The sequence below is a fragment of the Pectobacterium artocarpous genome, from assembly GCF_046159765.1.
GTDB lineage: Bacteria > Pseudomonadota > Gammaproteobacteria > Enterobacterales > Enterobacteriaceae > Pectobacterium.
This window is the reverse complement of sequence record NZ_JBJXVK010000010.1, coordinates 113,306-132,417: the sequence shown is the minus strand read 5'-3', so window position 1 is coordinate 132,417 and position 19,112 is coordinate 113,306. Positions and strand designations below refer to the sequence as shown.

19 protein-coding genes are annotated in these 19,112 nt (G+C 49.8%); 12 read left to right on the top strand and 7 right to left on the bottom strand.

Features of this window, described 5'->3' with window-relative positions:
• Positions 1–67: 67 nt before the first annotated feature.
• Complete coding sequence (gene mobB / locus ACKQAD_RS08820) at positions 68–589, bottom strand: molybdopterin-guanine dinucleotide biosynthesis protein MobB (protein WP_409159810.1); 522 nt, start codon at positions 587–589, stop codon at positions 68–70.
• Positions 579–1,157 carry a molybdenum cofactor guanylyltransferase MobA gene (mobA, locus tag ACKQAD_RS08815; protein ID WP_409159809.1) on the bottom strand — a complete coding sequence of 193 codons (579 nt, stop codon included), beginning with the start codon at positions 1,155–1,157 and terminating at the stop codon, positions 579–581. Before mobA ends, mobB begins: the two co-directional genes overlap by 11 nt.
• 213 nt (positions 1,158–1,370) lie before the next feature.
• Here mobA and ACKQAD_RS08810 point away from each other — a divergent pair, with 213 nt between their 5' ends.
• The 5 genes from ACKQAD_RS08810 to spfP all read left to right on the top strand — a co-directional run bounded on the left by ACKQAD_RS08810 (position 1,371) and on the right by spfP (position 6,726).
• A complete protein-coding gene (locus tag ACKQAD_RS08810) occupies positions 1,371–1,640 on the top strand; it encodes a YihD family protein (RefSeq protein WP_005968263.1) in 270 nt (89 codons plus the stop codon).
• 78 nt (positions 1,641–1,718) lie between these two features.
• Positions 1,719–2,705, top strand: coding sequence for a serine/threonine protein kinase (locus ACKQAD_RS08805; protein ID WP_409159808.1), 987 nt, complete (start codon positions 1,719–1,721; stop codon positions 2,703–2,705).
• Positions 2,706–2,729: 24 nt separating this feature from the next.
• A complete protein-coding gene (dsbA, locus tag ACKQAD_RS08800) occupies positions 2,730–3,353 on the top strand; it encodes a thiol:disulfide interchange protein DsbA (protein WP_039542363.1) in 624 nt (207 codons plus the stop codon).
• Positions 3,354–3,730: 377 nt separating this feature from the next.
• Positions 3,731–6,520 carry a DNA polymerase I gene (gene polA / locus ACKQAD_RS08795; protein WP_409159807.1) on the top strand — a complete coding sequence of 930 codons (2,790 nt, stop codon included), beginning with the start codon at positions 3,731–3,733 and terminating at the stop codon, positions 6,518–6,520.
• Positions 6,521–6,678: 158 nt separating this feature from the next.
• A complete protein-coding gene (gene spfP, locus ACKQAD_RS20375; RefSeq protein ID WP_071892919.1) occupies positions 6,679–6,726 on the top strand; it encodes a small protein SpfP in 48 nt (15 codons plus the stop codon).
• A gap of 205 nt (positions 6,727–6,931) precedes the next feature.
• Here spfP and yihA read toward each other — a convergent pair whose 3' ends face one another.
• On the bottom strand, positions 6,932–7,567 hold the full coding sequence (yihA, locus tag ACKQAD_RS08790; RefSeq protein ID WP_409159806.1) for a ribosome biogenesis GTP-binding protein YihA/YsxC: 636 nt from the start codon (positions 7,565–7,567) through the stop codon (positions 6,932–6,934).
• A gap of 176 nt (positions 7,568–7,743) precedes the next feature.
• Here yihA and yihI point away from each other — a divergent pair, with 176 nt between their 5' ends.
• From yihI to hemN, 3 genes are all read left to right on the top strand, one after another.
• Positions 7,744–8,298, top strand: a complete 555-nt coding sequence (gene yihI / locus ACKQAD_RS08785; protein ID WP_409159805.1) for a Der GTPase-activating protein YihI — start codon at positions 7,744–7,746, stop codon at positions 8,296–8,298.
• Positions 8,299–8,301: 3 nt separating this feature from the next.
• On the top strand, positions 8,302–8,478 hold the full coding sequence (locus ACKQAD_RS08780; RefSeq protein ID WP_409159804.1) for a hypothetical protein: 177 nt from the start codon (positions 8,302–8,304) through the stop codon (positions 8,476–8,478).
• Positions 8,479–8,625: 147 nt separating this feature from the next.
• Complete coding sequence (gene hemN / locus ACKQAD_RS08775; protein WP_409159802.1) at positions 8,626–9,999, top strand: oxygen-independent coproporphyrinogen III oxidase; 1,374 nt, start codon at positions 8,626–8,628, stop codon at positions 9,997–9,999.
• A 57-nt stretch (positions 10,000–10,056) separates the two neighbouring features.
• Here the strand turns inward: hemN and ACKQAD_RS08770 are convergent, their stop codons facing one another.
• From ACKQAD_RS08770 to glnA, 4 genes are all read right to left on the bottom strand, one after another.
• Positions 10,057–10,179, bottom strand: coding sequence for a YshB family small membrane protein (locus tag ACKQAD_RS08770; RefSeq protein WP_010298130.1), 123 nt, complete (start codon positions 10,177–10,179; stop codon positions 10,057–10,059).
• 142 nt (positions 10,180–10,321) lie between these two features.
• Positions 10,322–11,734: a nitrogen regulation protein NR(I) gene (glnG, locus tag ACKQAD_RS08765; RefSeq protein ID WP_409159801.1), complete on the bottom strand. Its 1,413-nt coding sequence runs from the start codon at positions 11,732–11,734 to the stop codon at positions 10,322–10,324.
• An 8-nt stretch (positions 11,735–11,742) separates the two neighbouring features.
• Positions 11,743–12,792, bottom strand: coding sequence for a nitrogen regulation protein NR(II) (glnL, locus tag ACKQAD_RS08760; protein ID WP_010298136.1), 1,050 nt, complete (start codon positions 12,790–12,792; stop codon positions 11,743–11,745).
• A 230-nt stretch (positions 12,793–13,022) separates the two neighbouring features.
• Positions 13,023–14,432, bottom strand: coding sequence for a glutamate--ammonia ligase (glnA, locus tag ACKQAD_RS08755; RefSeq protein ID WP_409159800.1), 1,410 nt, complete (start codon positions 14,430–14,432; stop codon positions 13,023–13,025).
• Positions 14,433–14,801: 369 nt separating this feature from the next.
• Between glnA and typA the strand changes: the two genes are divergently transcribed.
• From typA to fabY, 4 genes are all read left to right on the top strand, one after another.
• Complete coding sequence (typA, locus tag ACKQAD_RS08750; protein WP_409159799.1) at positions 14,802–16,625, top strand: ribosome-dependent GTPase TypA; 1,824 nt, start codon at positions 14,802–14,804, stop codon at positions 16,623–16,625.
• A gap of 161 nt (positions 16,626–16,786) precedes the next feature.
• Positions 16,787–17,398: a glucose-1-phosphatase gene (gene yihX / locus ACKQAD_RS08745; protein ID WP_409159798.1), complete on the top strand. Its 612-nt coding sequence runs from the start codon at positions 16,787–16,789 to the stop codon at positions 17,396–17,398.
• Positions 17,399–17,460: 62 nt separating this feature from the next.
• Positions 17,461–17,898 carry a D-aminoacyl-tRNA deacylase gene (gene dtd / locus ACKQAD_RS08740; protein ID WP_409159797.1) on the top strand — a complete coding sequence of 146 codons (438 nt, stop codon included), beginning with the start codon at positions 17,461–17,463 and terminating at the stop codon, positions 17,896–17,898.
• A gap of 103 nt (positions 17,899–18,001) precedes the next feature.
• Positions 18,002–18,943: a fatty acid biosynthesis protein FabY gene (fabY, locus tag ACKQAD_RS08735; RefSeq protein WP_409159796.1), complete on the top strand. Its 942-nt coding sequence runs from the start codon at positions 18,002–18,004 to the stop codon at positions 18,941–18,943.
• Positions 18,944–19,112 lie beyond the last annotated feature (169 nt).

The following is a 19,112-nucleotide window of genomic DNA, read 5'->3' as shown; positions in this document are numbered from 1 at the left end:
GAGTGGGTTCAGCAACAACAGGATTTTGGTCGCTGATTTTATGGCTGCTACAGCGCTCATCCCCGGGCTACAGACGGTTACTTTTGAGCCATTGGTGAATAAAATCAGCAACCTGCTTCGGCTGATTGATATCAAGTACTGGAAGAATGGTGTCTATCTTCATATCCGCTGCAATCGCGATAACATATTCATCGATCAAATCACTTAATTCTCTGCCCAATGATTGGCGAAATAGAGCTAATTTAGCGATCTTTTCGTGTTTAAAGCCTTCAACCAGCACCAGGTCGAGAGTTGAGGCATCCATTTTCCCTACCAGATCGTAAATATTTATCTGTTCCTGCTCTGGGGTCTCCGTCATCAATGCCCACCTTTGACTGCTGGCGACAACGGTTTGCGTTGCTCCCGCTTTACGCAGTTCATAGCTATCTTTGCCCGGCGTATCAATATCCATGTGATGATGTGTATGTTTAATTAACCCGACTCTAACGCCATGATTAATCAGCAAAGGGATGACGTTTTTAAGTAACGTTGTTTTGCCTGTGCCACTGTAGGCGGCAATTGCGAGTAGAGGCAGATGATTATCGTTCACTGCGTGAAGCCTCCCAATTAGATAAATCTTCAGGTGAATTCAGATTGCGAAAAGCTTCGGGCTGATCGTTAAATGAAACAGCTTTTGCTCCAACCTGTTCCATAAATAGCATCAGCTTACGATTTCCGAGATGCAGGTAGGTCTCTAGTGGTTCAATAAGGTTTTTATTGATTAAGAGTAATGTGGGATGTGGACGTTCTCCGTCAGTGGCATAAGCCGCATTTGTTTTCCCCCGCTCTTGCCACAAGCGACGTACCAGATCGAGGGGAAAAGCTGGGACATCGCAGGGGACGAATACCACCCATTCGGACATGGCGGCATGTAATCCACTTAGAATTCCTGCCAGCGGGCCAGGAAAGCTTGTATCAAAGTCACCAATAATTTGGCATCCACTTTTCGCATATACAGCCTGATTGCGGTTGGCACTGATAATAACCTCGTTGACCTGTGCTTTAAGACGAGACAGAACGTGCAGGTATAGCGGCTCACCGTTCAGTGTTACCAGACCTTTATCGTGTCCGCCCATACGTGTTGCACGTCCGCCAGCGAGAATAACGCCTGTAATCATTTTACTTCCTAATTATCTATGCCCATTTCCCTCTATTCTGAAAGTCTTTGAGAGGTAAACGCTGCGCTATTCTCTGAAAACTTTCGCAGAAGACCAAGCTCTTTCCTCATGTACGCAAGGCTGTTATTTTTATCACTATATGCTCAATATTGCTCAGGCGGCTTCCTGCATATTGAAATTTATTGAGTACAAATCGTTTTTAAGGAGAAAAAAATGAAATGTCATCGCGTTAATGAGTTGATTGAACTGTTGCACCCAGCATGGCAAAAAGAACCCGATTTAAATCTGGTGCAATTTTTACAAAACCTTGCACAGGAGGCGGGGTTCGAGGGGCAGTTAAATGAACTGACGGATGATATCCTTATTTACCATCTAAAAATGCGTGATGCAGATAAAGAACAAGTCATCCCCGGTTTGAAGAAGGACTACGAAGAAGATTTTAAGACAGCTTTGCTTCGTGCTCGGGGAGTTATTAAAGACTAGTGGAAAGGAATAACACGTTCATGATGCTAACTATTGCACGAATATCTCTTACGTCGCCTCTAACCATTTGTGACCGTGATGAATAGTTCGATATTTAATTTCCAGACGCTATTCCCAGATCTGATCGTGGATGCCTTGCTGGATGTTGGGCTGCGCGTTGATTCCGGCCTGACGGTGTTAAATAGCTATGAAAATCGGGTGTATCAGTTTGCGGATGAAGATCGTAAACGATTCGTGGTGAAATTTTATCGCCCGGAACGGTGGAGCGCGGTGCAGATTCAGGAAGAGCATATTTTTGCCCAGCAATTAGCAGAAGATGAAGTCCCTGTTGTCGCGCCCGTTTTACTTAATGGACAGACTCTGAACGTCTATGAAGGCTTTCATTTTGCCGTATTCCCCAGCTTGGGGGGGCGGCAGTATGAAATGGATAATGAAGATCAGCTGGAGTGGGTCGGTCGTTTTCTCGGACGAATTCACCAAACGGGGCAAAAATCGTTATTCACCGAGCGTCCGACGATTGGGGTAAATGAATATCTGCATGAACCTTATCGGCTGTTGGAGACATGTCCGCTAATACCGAAAATACATCGACATGATTTTTTACAGGTGACTCGTCAACTGATTGATACCGTTGAAACTTATTGGCATAACGACTGGCGGCCACTGCGTCTGCATGGGGATTGTCATCCAGGCAATATTTTGTGGCGTGATGGCCCGCTATTTGTTGATTTGGATGATGCCCGCAATGGTCCGGCAATACAGGATTTATGGATGCTGTTGCATGGCGACCGTCGCGAACAACGTATTCAACTGGATATCTTGTTAGAGGCCTATAGCGAATTTGCGGAGTTTCAGGAGAAAGAACTCGCACTGATCGAACCGCTTCGTGCGATGCGACAGATTTATTATTTAGCCTGGGTGGCTCGTCGCTGGGAAGATCCTGCTTTTCCGAAAAATTTCCCCTGGATGACGGATGCCGATTTTTGGTTGAAGCAAACGGCAATATTTATTGGGCAAACTCAGCTGTTGCAGGAACCTCCTCTACAGCTAATGCCAATGTACTGAAATTAAATGGAGAGAGTGAAATTTATGAAAAGATTATGGCTTGCGCTGATTGGCGTTGTTCTGGCATTTAGTGCTTCTGCCGCCGAGTTTTCTGACGGCAAACAATATGTAGAGTTAGATAAACCTGCGACGCAAGAACCTCAGGTTCTTGAGTTTTTCTCATTCTATTGCCCACACTGCTATCAATTTGAACAGGTTTACCATGTCCCAGATGCAGTAAAAAAAGCGCTTCCAGAAGGAACGAAGATGACACGTTATCACGTGGACTTCCTTGGCCCATTAGGTAAAAACCTGACTCAGGCCTGGGCTGTGGCCATGGCGCTGGGCGTAGAAGATAAAATTACCCCGCTGATGTTTGATGCTGTTCAGAAAACACAGACCGTACAAAAACCGGAAGATATTCGCGAAGTCTTTGTGAAGGCTGGTGTGAGTGCGGAAGAGTTTGATGGTGCATTGAATAGCTTTGTTGTGAAATCTCTGGTTGCTCAGCAGGAAAAAGCTGCCGCAGATTTACAATTACGCGGCGTTCCTGCCATGTTCGTTAACGGTAAATATATGATCAAGAATGATGGTCTTGATACCAGTTCAATGGATGGGTATGTAAAACAGTACGCTGACGTAGTGAAGTTCCTCATTACCAAGAAGTAATTATTTAATAAGTCATGCGGGTAAAACCGCATGACTTTATACCTGCCTGCTGTTCATCTTCTTATCTTTATATCTCCCTAATCCGCAATAGCTATTTATCTTTTGGTTTATATCCACAAATTGGATGACAGTTTGTCATGCCTCAAAAACAAGCAATTTATATTATAACTTCATGAAATTAATAAATATAAAAAAACGCATTGAGATAACGGGAGAAATTAATAATTAAGCGGATAAAACTATTCACAAAGTTATCCACAGGGTGATCTTGCGAGGATCCATGCAAAATCAGCCAATATCTTACGTTAAGGATCGTCTCTTTCCCTGACCTATGGCATGCTTAGCGCCATGACAGACAACAACGATCACGGCAGGTTATGGCTCAGATTGCAGAAAACCCTTTAATACTGGTAGACGGTTCATCCTATTTGTATCGTGCTTATCACGCTTTTCCACCGTTAACAAACAGCGCGGGAGAAGCCACTGGTGCAATGTATGGCGTACTGAATATGCTACGCAGTTTGCTGCTGCAATATCAGCCCAGCCACGTTGCCGTTGTTTTTGATGCGAAAGGGAAAACGTTTCGCGATGAGCTGTTCGAAAACTATAAGGCTCATCGCCCACCTATGCCGGAGGATCTGCGCGAACAGATAGAGCCTCTGCATAATATGGTGAAAGCGATGGGGTTGCCGCTTTTGGCGGTTTCCGGTGTAGAAGCGGACGATGTGATCGGCACGCTCGCTGTGCAGGCGGAAAAAGCGGGTAAGTCGGTGCTGATCAGTACCGGCGATAAAGATATGGCACAGCTTGTAACACCAAGTGTGACGCTCATTAATACCATGAATAACACCATTCTTGGCCCTCAGGAAGTGTGTGATAAATACGGTATTCCCTCTGAGTTGATTATCGATTTCCTTGCGCTGATGGGAGACGCATCGGATAACATTCCTGGTGTACCCGGCGTGGGTGAAAAAACGGCGCAGGCGCTATTGCAAGGTCTCGGTGGGCTGGATTCGCTGTATGCCAATTTGGATAAAATTGCCGAGCTTTCCTTCCGTGGTGCGAAAACCATGGCGCCGAAGCTGGAACAGCATAAAGACGTGGCCTACCTCTCTTATCAGCTCGCCACTATTAAAACGGATGTTGAGCTGGATCTCAGCAGCGAGCAGCTTACCGTTAATGAACCGGACGTGGATGAGCTGCATCGTCTTTTTTCCCGTTATGAATTCAAACGCTGGCTATCAGATGTTGAATCAGGTACCTGGCTGGAAGGGAAAAAAAGCAGCCAGCCTGTTCAGGCTGTGAGCAAGGCGGTGGTTGAGCAGGTCGTTGAAGAAGATAACGCCCTTACGCTTTCTGCCGACGGTTATGTCACGATTCTTGATGAGAAAACGCTGCTCGATTGGGTTGAACGTTTAAAACAGGCTGAGGTTTTCGCTTTTGATACGGAAACCGACGGGCTGGATACGCTTACCGCTAACCTGATTGGTCTATCATTTGCGATTAAACTGGGTGAAGCGGCTTATTTGCCGTTGGCGCATGACTATCTGGATGCACCGGAACAGCTGGATCGCGACAAGGTGTTGGCTTTGTTCAAACCGCTGCTGGAAGATGAGAAGCTGCTTAAGGTTGGTCAGAATCTCAAATTTGATAAAGGCGTGATGCAGCGGTACGACATAGATTTGCGCGGCATCGCGTTTGATACCATGTTGGAATCCTACGTGCTCGATAGCGTGTCGGGTCGCCACGATATGGATAGCCTGTCCGAACGCTATCTGAACCACAAAACCATTACCTTTGAAGAGATCGCGGGTAAAGGCAAAAATCAGCTGACGTTTAATCAGATCGCGCTGGAACAGGCTGGGCCTTATGCGGCCGAGGATGCGGATGTCACTCTGCATCTGCACCAGACGCTGTGGGGAAAACTTCAACCGCATGCCGATCTGTGTCAGGTCTTCCAGACTATCGATATGCCGCTGGTGCCGGTTTTATCCCGCATCGAACGTACAGGTGTACTGATCGATCCCGCGATACTCATGGAACACTCAAAAGAGCTAACCGCGCGTCTGGCGGAGCTGGAAACACAAGCCTATGAGCTGGCGGGAGAAGAGTTTAATCTCTCATCGACCAAGCAGCTACAAGGCATTCTGTATGAAAAGCAAAAGCTGCCGATTCTGAAGAAAACGCCAAAAGGCGCACCGTCAACCAATGAAGAAGTTCTGGCTGAACTGGCTCTGGATTACCCTTTGCCGAAGCTGATCCTGGAATACCGTGGCTTGGCCAAGCTGAAATCTACCTACACCGATAAGCTGCCGTTGATGATCAATCCGGCGACGAAGCGTGTGCATACGTCTTATCACCAGGCTGTTACAGCGACCGGGCGTTTGTCTTCCAGCGATCCGAATCTGCAAAACATCCCAGTACGTAATGACGAAGGGCGCCGTATTCGTCAGGCATTTATCGCCCCTAAGGGCTACAGCATTGTGGCGGCGGACTATTCGCAAATCGAACTGCGTATCATGGCGCATTTATCTGGTGATAAAGGGCTATTGAACGCGTTTGCGAACGGGCTAGATATCCATCGGGCAACGGCGTCAGAAGTGTTTGGCATTGCGCTGGATAAGGTGACATCAGAACAGCGTCGCAGTGCGAAAGCGATCAACTTTGGTCTGATCTACGGCATGAGCGCGTTTGGTCTGTCGCGTCAGTTGAATATTCCCCGTAGCGAGTCGCAGAAATACATGAACCTGTATTTTGAGCGTTATCCAGGCGTGCAGGATTATATGGAGCGTACGCGCCAACAGGCCGCGGAACATGGCTATGTGTCCACATTGGATGGTCGTCGTCTCTATCTGCCTGACATCCATTCTCGTAATGCGATGGCGCGTAAAGGTGCGGAACGTGCGGCGATTAATGCCCCAATGCAGGGTACCGCTGCTGATATTATTAAGAAAGCGATGATCGCGATTGACGATTGGCTACAGAAAGACGCGCCGAAGGTGAAGATGATCATGCAGGTTCACGATGAATTGGTTTTCGAGATTCATGATTCGGTTATTGAAGAATCCATTAGTAAAATCAAAGCATTAATGGAAGGTTGTATGCAATTGAATGTTCCGTTACAGGTAGACATCGGCACAGGCATGAACTGGGATGAAGCACATTAATGATTATTGCGCTATTTCTGTAATTAAATAACAGGATTATGTGACCTGGTTTAACTTTGTGTAATCGATAACCATTTTCTATGAAAGTAAACAACAAAAAATCCTTTGTTCCCGTGAAAAAATAGGGTAGAGTTAAAGACGTAGGGTACAGAGGTAAGATGTTCTATCTTTCAGACCTTTTACTTCACGTAATCGGATTTGGCTGAATATTAGCCGCCCCGCTCAGTTTTGAGCGGGGCGTTTTTTATGGGGCTTATTCAGGTTTTTTTACCCTCAAAACAGCGGTGGCTACGCGGCTGGCAGCAAGGTGTTAGCGCGGTTTCGAGGGTGAAAAGAATGTCTCTGCTGGGGGGCATTGCGGGAAAGTAGGGGCGTGATGCGAGTGATGATACTTCGCACCACGCGAAAGGATTATTCTGCTTCTTGCTCTTCTTCAGCGTGTTCCAACGTGCTGAACCAGTTATCCAATTTCTGCCGTAGTTTATCGACGCCGAGTTTTTTCAGTGATGAAAACGCCTCGACTTGAATATCACCCATAAATGGCAAGACAGCCTCGCGAACCCTATTCAACTGTGCCTTACGTGCGCCAGAGGCCAACTTATCGGCTTTGGTCAGCAGCACTAAGACGGGAAGCTCGACATCGACTGCCCACTGAATCATTTGCTGATCAAGATCTTTCAGCGGATGGCGAATATCCATTAGTACCACCAGTCCCTTCAGGCTGTTACGCTTTTGCAGGTATTCACCGAGCGCACGTTGCCATTTGATCTTCATTTGCTCCGGCACTTCGGCATAGCCGTAGCCGGGAAGATCGACCAAACGCACGCCGTCGGTCACCTCGAACAGGTTGATCAGTTGGGTACGGCCCGGCGTTTTACTGGTTCGTGCCAGGTTCTTCTGGTTGGTCAGCGTGTTCAGCGCGCTGGATTTTCCGGCGTTAGAGCGCCCAGCAAAGGCCACTTCAATACCGCTATCTGTTGCCAGGTGGCGAATATCCGGGGCGCTAATGATAAAACGCGTCATGTGGTAGTTATATTGCTGGGTCACGATGGTTATCTCTATCTGGATCTCTGTCTGGTTGGGGATTATACCTGTAACTGACAATAAAGGCGGGTTTATCTGCCTCAAAGCTCAGCCGTCTGATGTGGACGCTTTTTTATTCTTGGGCTTTCTGCTAGATTCCGCCGCACTTTCCTTATATCTGTGTACCTGAGAACAACATTATGAACCGACCTGTCAAAGGGGCTGCCGATAAGGCGGGAAAACCCAAAGTAAAAAGAAAGACTCGCGAAGAGTTAGAGCGCGAAGCGCGCGAGCGGAAGAAAGATAAAAAGCATCGTGGTCACGCGGCGGGCAGCCGAACTCAGGAAAAAGCGTCCACCGATCAGCGTTCTGGTCAGCGTAAAGCAGCCGATCCACGTATTGGTAGTAAAAAACCTGTACCGCTTGGCGTGTTAGATAGTGCCATCGAGAAACCGAAGCCTAAGTCGAAGCCTTCTGCACCTGTGGAGAAAGTCGTTGCTGCCAAGCCGACAATGTCTCCGGAAGAAGAGCTGGAAATGTTAGAAAACGATTCACGTCTGGATGCCTTGTTGGATCGTCTGGATAGCGGTGAAACGCTGAGTGCCAAAGATCAGTCATGGGTTGATGAAACGTTGGATCGTATTGATATCCTGATGGAAGAGCTTGGCATTGAGCTGGGTGATGATGACGAAGAAGAACAGCAGGAAGATATGTTGCAGCTTTTGAAACGCAATAATGCGAAAGACGCGTTCTAATCAATGAAATGGCTGTTTCTGTTCCTGATATTGCTGGTTGCGTTTTATCTGCTCTGTCTGTTCAGTAAACTATGGCTATTGTCGAAGCGTAAGCACCGGTTGCATCGCGCCCTGTTTAACGGGCGCATGAATCAGGTTCAACGCCAACGCCCAAGACAAAAACGCCGGGAGCGTTTTTGAACGTCACAAGGTGACGGCCCTTTAGGGCGAGTCTCAAGGATGAGACGAGTAACAAAACGTAGGAAACGTTTTTGAGCGCCATTTTTTGGTGATCTAAAGGAGGGGAAGGATAGCCCACCGAGTAAAAACTGGAAGGAGTGAGCGAATATGTCGATACTGCCCGTTGACTGGGATCTGGCTCTGATTCAAAAATATAACTATTCTGGGCCGCGTTATACGTCTTATCCCACAGCGTTAGAATTCAGTGAAGCTTACGATGAGCCGGCGTTTCAGCAGGCCATCGCTCGTTATCCACAGCGACCGCTGTCGCTGTACATCCATATCCCTTTTTGCCATCGGCTGTGCTATTTCTGCGGCTGCAATAAATTGGTTACGCGGCAGCAGCATAAAGCGGATGAATACCTTGATGTGCTGGAGCAGGAAATTCGCCAGCGTGCGCCGCTATTCGCCGGGCGAACGGTGACACAATTGCATTGGGGCGGCGGTACGCCAACCTACTTGAATAAAGCACAAATTAGTCGACTGCTGTCGCTGCTGCGTGAGCTGTTCTCTTTTTCCGAGCAGGCTGAGCTGTCGCTTGAAGTCGATCCACGAGAAATTGAGCTGGACGTCCTCGATCATTTGCGCGCCGAAGGGTTTAATCGCCTGAGCATGGGCGTACAGGATTTTAATAAAGACGTTCAGAAGCTGGTCAATCGTGAACAGGATGAAGACTTTATCTTTGCCCTTATTGAGCGGGCAAAGGCGCTGGGCTTCACGTCAACCAATATCGATTTGATTTACGGTCTGCCGAAGCAAACGCCGGAAAGCTTCGCCTTTACGCTACAGCGCGTTGCGGAATTAAGCCCGCACCGGCTTAGCGTCTTTAACTATGCGCATTTACCCAGCCTGTTCGCTGCGCAGCGCAAGATTAAAGAAGCGGATTTACCGAGCGCAGAGCAAAAGCTGGATATTCTGCAACAGACGATTGGGTCGCTGACGCAATCGGGCTATCAGTTTATCGGTATGGATCACTTTGCCCGCCCGGACGACGAACTGGCGGTGGCACAGCGTGAAGGGAAGCTGCATCGCAATTTCCAGGGCTATACGACGCAGGGCGATAGCGATCTGCTTGGTATGGGAGTTTCAGCGATTAGTATGATCGGTGATAGTTATGCTCAGAACCAGAAAGAGCTGAAGCCGTATTATGCGCAGGTCAAAGATAAAGGAAATGGCCTGTGGCGCGGGTTACAGCTGACGCGTGATGACTGTCTGCGCCGCGATGTGATTAAGACGCTGATTTGTAATTTCCAACTCAGCTATGCGCCCATTGAAGCGGAATATGCTATCAATTTTAAAACCTACTTTGAGCAGGATTTAGCGCTGCTGGCTCCGCTGGTGGCTGATGGGTTGGTCGAGAGTCATGATGACGGGCTGGTGGTTACGCCGAAAGGACGTTTGCTGATCCGCAATATCTGCATGTGTTTTGACGTCTATCTGCGCAACAAGCTCAGAACGCAGCAATTTTCCCGCGTGATTTAACCAAAAAAACAGCCAGTCGATGTTAGTATCGACTGGCTGTTCTCGTGTTTTTTATGATCAACTAAAGAAGTTAATCAGTGCAGCACACAAAACGGCGGCAATAGCAGCCTGCGGCGAATGGCTTGCCGCGGAGCCAATTTCAGCGCCGTGTGTTGCAGCGGAAATCAATGAGTCCAGCATGGTGTTCCTCCCGAATCAGCGACACGATCATACTGCTGACCCGAGGCAAGTAAAGGACAAATTAATGACAATTTCGTGCGCCAGATTGTATTTTTTATCATCAATTTATTTGTTAACAATTGAGTAATAAAAAACAATCTCGCTACTCCATTCCCAACTCTTTTAATTTACGTGTCAGGGTATTTCTCCCCCATCCCAGCAATCTTGCCGCTTCCTGCTTATGCCCTTGGGTATGCCGCAGTGCTGTTGTCAGTAGCGTCCTTTCCATTTCCGGTTGGGCCTCCGCCAGCAGGTTTTGATGCCCGGAACGCAGCGCGCGATCGGCCCATTGTGCCAATAGCGTGGCCCAACTGTCCGGCAGAATATGCACGGTGGAATCCGGTGCCGTGGTCTCGAACAGTTCAGGCGGCAGATCCTGAATCAGCACTTCCTGACCGGCAGCCATAACCGTCAGCCAGCGGCAGGTGTTTTCCAGTTGGCGCACGTTGCCGGGCCACGGTAAGCGCGTTAATGCCGTTTCTGCTTCTGGATGCAGATTCTTTGGCTCGACGCCCAACTCTTTGGCGGTGGCCTGCAAGAAATAACGTGCCAGACGGGGTATATCTTCCCGACGCTCACGCAGCGGCGGCAGATGGACGCGGATCACGTTGAGGCGGTGGAACAGGTCTTCACGGAACTTGCCTTCCTGCACGCGCTGTTCAAGATTTTGGTGCGTTGCCGCGATAATGCGAACATCCACTTTCACCGCAGCATAGCCGCCAACACGATAAAACTGTCCGTCTGCTAATACGCGTAACAAACGTGTTTGCACGTCTAGCGGCATGTCACCGATTTCATCCAGAAATAGTGTTCCGCCATCGGCCTGCTCAAAGCGACCCTGACGAATCTGGTTGGCGCCCGTAAACGCCCCTTTTTCATGGCCGAACAGTTCTGATTCGATCAAATCTTTGGGAATAGCCGCCATATTCAGGGCGATGAAAGGCGCTTTGGTGCGCGGGCTGTGGCGATGCAGAGCATGTGCTACCAGCTCTTTACCGGTTCCCGATTCGCCGTTAATCAGTACGCTGATCGACGAGCGGGACAGGCGGCCGATGATGCGAAAGACATCCTGCATCGCGGGCGCCTCACCGATAATGTCCGTTGTCGGGCCATTGGTCGGCTGGTTACGTACCGGCTGCTGCTGTTCAAGATAATGGCTGATCGCACGCTCAACCAGCGCAACGGCTTCATCAATATCGAATGGCTTCGGCAAATAGTCGAATGCACCCTGTTGATAAGCGCTGACGGCGGCATCCAAATCAGAATGTGCCGTCATAATGATGACCGGGAGCATAGGGTGACGCTGTTTGATTTGCTGTAAGAGCGCCAATCCATCCATCCCTGGCATGCGGATGTCGGACAGCAGAACGTCGGGGGTTTGTGTTGCTAACGCATGCAGTACCTGATTTCCGTTCTCAAACGTTGCGCAGGTTAAACCCGCACCAGCAAGCGCGCGCTCAAGCACCCAACGGATGGAGCTATCGTCATCGACAATCCAGACTATCCCTCGTTGCATTGTGAACCTCACTGGCGAATGGGCAGGTAAACCGAGAATTCGGTGTGTCCTGGCCAACTGTTAAATTCAATTTTACCTGAGTGCTGATCGATCAGACTGCGGGCGATGGAAAGCCCTAAACCGGTTCCCCCTTCGCGTCCGCTCACCATCGGGTAAAACAGGGTGTCCTGAAGTTGAGCAGGTACGCCGGGGCCGTCATCTTCCACGTCAATGCGTGCGGCGAGGCGATAGCGCACGCCGTGTAACGTGAGCTGAAAAGCCGTGCGGGTACGAATCGTAATCGTCCCGCCTTCCTCACCCAGCGCCTGTAGCGCATTGCGGGTAATATTCAGCAGTACCTGTTCAATCTGGTCAGGGTCGTGCGTCAGCTCTGGCAGACTGGGGTCATAGTCTTTCACCAGCGTCACGTTATCTGGCTTTTCCAGTGAGACAAGCTGGCAAACGCGTTCGGCGACCTGATGGATACTTTGGGTGACGTGCAAGCCGGGCTGCTGTGGCCCGAGCAGGCGATCGACCAGATTACGCAGGCGATCCGCCTGTTCAATGATGACCTTGGTATATTCCGTCAACGCCGGGTCGGGCAACGCTTTAGCAAGCAACTGCGCGGCACCACGCAATCCGCCAAGCGGATTTTTTATCTCATGCGCCAAGCCTCGGACCAAATCACGAGCGGCCTGCTGTTGTGCATGTTGAAGCTGTTCCTGGCTGAGACGGCGTTGGTTATCCATCGGCGCCATTTCCAGCAGGATAAAATCGTTTTGTACCCGCTGAGCGGTGAGCGACATGATGTGTGCTTTGCCATCCACGACGATGGTAACTTCGTTATCCGTAAAACCTTGTCCTGAATCCAGACTTTCACGCAGTAAATCAATATTCAGAGAAAAATATCCCAGCAAATCGGGCAGTGGTGTGCCGGATAATTTACGCGAGCTTTGTGCCAGTAATTGCTGTGCAGCCGGATTGGAATAGTGAATCGCCAGATCGTTATCCAGCAATAAAATGCTGTTTATCAGAGAATTGAGGATCTGCCCAGCATCGGGCAGCGTGCCTGTTGCCATAACGCAGACTCCCGCACCATCGTGGTGCATTGTAGTGTGAATGATGGATGTTACGTCGAACGGCCAATGCCGGTGGTGAAAAAAGCCCATCCGAAGATGGGCTGAAGCGTTTCCACGGCAACAAAAAAACTTCTTAGTATTCTGTTGTTTATCGGTCATGGTCGGATATCAGCACACCCAACCACGCCGAAATAGATAGTAGACGCTATCGTTATTAAACGCTGTCGTTATTAAACGCTATAGTACAGTTCGAACTCAACTGGGTGCGGCGTCATACGAACGCGATCCATCTCAGATTTACGCAGTTCGATGTAAGCATCGATAGCGTCGTCGGTGAACACGCCACCACGGGTCAGGAACTCACGGTCTTCGTTCAGTGCAGCCAGGGCCTCATCTAGAGAACCTGCAACTTTTGGAATCTCTGCTTCTTCTTCTGGAGGCAGATCGTACAGGTTTTTGTCCATCGCATCGCCAGGGTGGATTTTGTTGATGATGCCATCGAGGCCAGCCATCAGCAGTGCAGCGAAGCACAGGTATGGGTTAGCTGCTGGATCCGGAAAGCGTGCTTCGATACGACGTGCTTTCGGGCTGGCAACAACCGGGATACGGATTGAAGCAGAACGGTTACGTGCGGAGTAAGCCAGCATAACAGGAGCTTCGTAACCAGGGACAAGACGCTTGTAGGAGTTGGTGGTTGGATTCGACAGGGCGTTGATGGCTTTAGCGTGCTTGATAACACCGCCAATGTAGAACAGTGCGGTTTCAGACAGGCCACCGTATTTGTCGCCAGAGAACAGGTTAGTACCGTCTTTAGACAGAGACATGTGGCAGTGCATACCAGAACCGTTGTCACCGAACATGGGTTTTGGCATGAAGGTCGCAGTTTTACCGTAGGCGTGAGCCACGTTATGCACGACATATTTGTAGATCTGAATTTCGTCCGCTTTTTTGGTCATGGTGTTGAAGCGGGTAGCCACTTCGTTCTGACCAGCGGTTGCCACTTCGTGGTGGTGAGCTTCAACAACCAGACCCATTTGTTCCATGGTCAGACACATAGCAGAACGGATGTCCTGTGATGAATCGACAGGTGGAACCGGGAAGTAGCCACCTTTCAGACCTGGACGGTGACCTTTGTTACCACCTTCGTATTCTTTACTAGAGTTCCAGTAAGCTTCGATGTCGTCGATAGCCACGTGGGAACCGGACGTGCTGCTGCCGAAACGGATGTCATCGAACAGGAAGAATTCTGGCTCTGGCCCGAACAGGACGGTATCGGCAATGCCGGAAGAACGCAGGAAATCTTCCGCACGTTTCGCGATAGAACGCGGGTCACGATCGTAGCCCTGCATGGTGCCTGGCTCGAGGATGTCACAACGAATGATCAGCGTGGAATCTTCGAAGAACGGATCGATCATCGCTGTGCTGGCATCGGGCATCAGAACCATGTCTGACTCGTTAATACCTTTCCAGCCGCCAATCGAGGAACCATCAAACATTTTACCTTCTTCGAAGAAGTCGGCGTTGACTTGATGAGCCGGAATGGTGACGTGCTGCTCTTTACCTTTAGTATCCGTGAAGCGTAAATCAACAAACTTCACTTCATGCTCATTCAGCATCGTCAAAACATGTTCTGCGGACATACTTGGTTCTCCCGATTGGTCATTTATCGTCGTGGAACGAATATCGTTGTGGATTGATGTTGTTGCTGTGAGTAGACTAAAGCTAAAAGTGTGCCAACTTTTTAAATGTGTGCAATGTGTTGCTACTTGGGGCTTTCTCACGGAAATCCACTGCACCATTATAGTTTAAAGCACCAAAATGGTGCTCAATATGTGAATTAACGCACCAATTTAGAGCGTTAATGTTCGCTTGTAGCGCTTTTGCACCGTGAAAGGGATCACAAAGCAGGCAGCTCTAGGTTGTTTATCATAGATGCTTGTGATCTTGTTTAGTCCCTCGATTAATACGTGTACAATAGTGCGCTATTTCTAAATGCCTGAGGCAAAGCTGTGATCGAAAATTTGCGTAACATCGCCATTATTGCGCACGTTGACCATGGAAAAACCACCCTGGTTGACAAGTTGTTGCAACAATCCGGAACGTTCGGTGAACGTGTCGAAGCAACCGAGCGTGTAATGGACTCCAACGATTTGGAGAAAGAGCGTGGAATTACCATCCTCGCAAAAAATACCGCCATTAATTGGAAAGACTACCGCATTAACATCGTAGATACCCCAGGACACGCCGACTTCGGCGGCGAGGTTGAGCGTGTCATGTCGATGGTTGACTCGGTACTGCTGGTTGTTGATGCGATGGATGGCCCGATGCCGCAAACGCGTTTTGTGACCAAAAAAGCATTTGCCAACGGTCTGAAACCGATTGTGGTTATCAACAAAGTTGACCGTCCAGGCGCGCGTCCTGACTGGGTTGTCGATCAGGTATTTGACCTGTTCGTGAACCTAGATGCGACTGACGAGCAACTGGATTTCCCGATCATTTATGCTTCTGCGCTGAATGGTATTGCGGGTCTCGACCATACTGACATGGCGGAAGATATGACCCCGCTGTATCAGGCGATTGTCGATCACGTTTCCCCGCCTCAGGTTGAGATGAATGCGCCGTTCCAGATGCAAATTTCTCAGTTGGACTACAACAACTATGTTGGCGTTATCGGTATCGGTCGTATCAAACGCGGTAAAGTTAAGCCTAACCAACAAGTAACGATTGTTGATAGCGAAGGCAAAACCCGTAACGCTAAAGTCGGTAAAGTGCTGACCCACCTGGGTCTGGAGCGTATCGACGCGACTGAAGCGGAAGCGGGCGATATCATCGCAATTACCGGTCTGGGCGAGCTGAACATTTCCGACACCATCTGCGATCCGCAAAATGTCGAAGCGCTGCCAGCACTGAGCGTCGATGAACCTACCGTTACCATGTTCTTTAACGTCAATACTTCACCATTCTGCGGTAAAGAAGGTAAGTATGTGACCTCGCGCCAGATTCTCGAGCGTCTGAACAAAGAGCTGGTACACAACGTTGCCCTGCGCGTTGACGAAACCGAAGACGCTGATGCGTTCCGCGTTTCCGGCCGTGGTGAATTGCACCTGTCGGTTCTGATCGAAAACATGCGCCGTGAAGGCTTTGAACTGGCCGTATCACGTCCGAAAGTGATTAACCGCGTTATCGACGGCCGTAATCAGGAACCGTTTGAAAACGTGACGCTGGACATCGAAGAACAGCATCAGGGTTCAGTCATGCAAGCCATGGGTGAGCGTAAAGGTGATGTGAAAGACATGATCCCAGATGGCAAGGGTCGTATCCGTCTGGATTACCTGATCCCTGCTCGTGGCCTGATCGGTTTCCGTACCGAATTCATGACCATGACGTCTGGTACGGGTCTGCTGTACTCCACGTTCAGCCACTACGATGACGTGCGTCCGGGCGATATCGGCCAGCGTCAAAATGGTGTACTGATTTCTAACGGCCAGGGTAAAGCGGTCGCGTTTGCACTGTTCAGCCTGCAAGATCGTGGTAAGTTGTTCCTCGGACACGGTGCAGAAGTGTATGAAGGCCAGATCATCGGTATTCACTCACGTTCTAACGATCTGACCGTAAACTGTCTGACCGGTAAGAAACTGACCAACATGCGTGCATCGGGTACTGATGAAGCGACCACGCTGGTTCCGGCGATCAAAATGTCTCTGGAACAAGCGCTGGAGTTCATTGATGACGACGAACTGGTTGAAGTTACGCCACAGTCTATCCGTATTCGTAAGCGTCACCTGACCGAAAACGACCGTAAACGCGCCAGCCGCGGCAGCAAAGACGTCTAATTTCAGACAGATTTGTCGAGTTACGCAACAGGGCACCTTCGGGTGCCCTGAATTTTATGTGCTTTCTTCCACTTTAACCTTTCCTTATATTTCCTCCCTGTTCAGTTTCGCCATTTCCCGCTACAGTGAAAATCCTACGATTACGTCAGGAGGGGGCTGCCATGCTGTATATCTTTGATTTGGGTAATGTTGTCATCGATATTGATTTCAAAAGAGTATTAGGCGTTTGGAGTAATCTGAGCAGTGCGCCGCTTGCGACGTTGCAAGAACGTTTCGTGATGGGTGAAGCGTTTGAACAGCATGAGCGGGGCGAGATCAGTGATGAAGAATTTGCGACCAGACTGTGTCAGGAAATGGGCATTGCCCTGAGCTTCGAGCAATTCACCGCTGGCTGGCAGGCTATTTTTGTCGCGTTGCGTCCTGAGGTTATCGACATCATGCAGCGCCTGCGTCAGGAAGGTCACCGCGTGGTGATTCTGTCGAATACCAATCGCCTCCATTGTTCACATTGGCCAGCGTTGTTTCCGGAAGTGGGGGCATCGGCCGACAGAATCTATCTGTCACAAGACATTGGATTACGTAAGCCAGAATTGGCGATTTACCACTATGTTCTGACGCAGGAAGGCGTGACGCCAGCGAAGGCCGTCTTTTTTGATGATAATGCCGCGAATGTCGATGCTGCACAGAGTTTGGGCATTCACAGCATTCTAGTGACCGATCGTCAGGTGGTGCCGGACTTTTTCGCTATGCAGGCGACGACAGCTAAAGCATGATTTATATCGCAGGGGCACACGGCCCCTATTGGGAATGATGACATCATGAGTAGTTGGATTTTATGATTGCGCTAATTCAGCGAGTATCCCACGCCAGCGTTACGGTAGAAGGCACTGTGATTGGGAAAATCGATAAAGGTTTGCTGATCTTGCTGGGCGTTGAGCTGGGGGATGACGAACAAAAAGCCACGCGACTCTGCGAGCGTGTGTTGGGTTACCGCATATTCGGTGATGATGATGGGAAAATGAACCTCAATGTTCGTCAGGCTGGCGGCAACGTGCTGGTGGTTTCGCAGTTTACGCTGGTGGCTGATACGCAGCGTGGCATGCGGCCTGGGTTTTCTCGCGGTGCGCATCCCTCGGAGGCCGATCGCCTCTATCAGTATTTTGTCGGACAGTGTCGTGAGCAAGGCGTTCACACGGAAACAGGGCAGTTTGCGGCGGATATGAAAGTGGCATTGGTGAATGACGGCCCGGTGACGTTCTGGCTACAGACATAGCGTTGCAGGCACCGTCACGGTTATCGCGCTGTGTATCAGTTTGTCTGCAGTCTGATCTTATGAGCCCCGATGCAATGGGGCATCTCGGTATAGAGGAAGGGTTATGTATCATCTGAGAGTACCTGAAAGCGCAGAAGAACTGGATGCGTACTATCAATTCCGCTGGGAAATGCTGCGTAAACCGCTGCGCCAGCCGCTAGGCTCTGAGCGTGACGCCTACGATGCCCTGGCGCATCACCAAACCGTGGTGGATGAGCAGGGAAGATTGGTCGCGATTGGGCGCCTTTCCATCAATGCGGATAATGAGGCGGCAATCCGCTTTTTAGCGGTTCATCCCGACGTGCGGGGAAAAGGGTTAGGCACGTTGCTTGCGATTACCCTGGAGTCTGTCGCGCGTCAGGAAGGCGTCAAGCGCGTGGTCTGTAGCGCCCGTGAAGACGCAATGGATTTCTTCTCCAAGTTAGGCTTTGTTAATCAGGGAGAGATCACTGCGCCACAAACGACGCCTGTGCGGCACTTTCTGATGATCAAACCGGTGGCGACGCTGGATGATATTTTGCACCGCCCTGATTGGTGCGGACAGTTGCAACAGGCCTGGTACGATCACATCCCTCTGAGTGAAAAGATGGGGGTACGGATCAGCCAGTACACCGGGAAACAATTTATCACCACTATGCCTGAAACGGGCAATCAGAACCCGCACCACACGCTTTTTGCTGGCAGCATGTTTTCTCTTGCTACGCTTACCGGCTGGGGACTGATCTGGCTGCTGCTGCGTGAACGGCACCTCGGCGGAACGATTATTCTGGCGGATGCGCACATCCGTTACAGTACACCGGTGAGTGGCCGACCGAGCGCCGTTGCCGATTTAGGGTCGCTGAGTGGCGATCTGGATCGTCTGGCGCGTGGACGTAAAGCGCGCGTGCAGCTAGATGTCGAGCTCTTCGGTGATGACAGTAAAGGGGCGTTATTTGAAGGGGTGTATATCGTGCTGCCTGCTCAACCGGATGCGCCGCTGGAAGAGGGCGGCTCTGAAGTAGATTAACCCGACCACCGACTATGACGTTCTTCTCATTAGTACACCATTCCTCATGCCAGTCAGCAGTATCTCGTAGCCGTCGCACCCTGTGACCATAGCACCCCGTGAAAATCACGGGGTCTACTATGTTTTTCCAACACGACTATGTTTTTCAACACTGCGGTTTCAACACGCG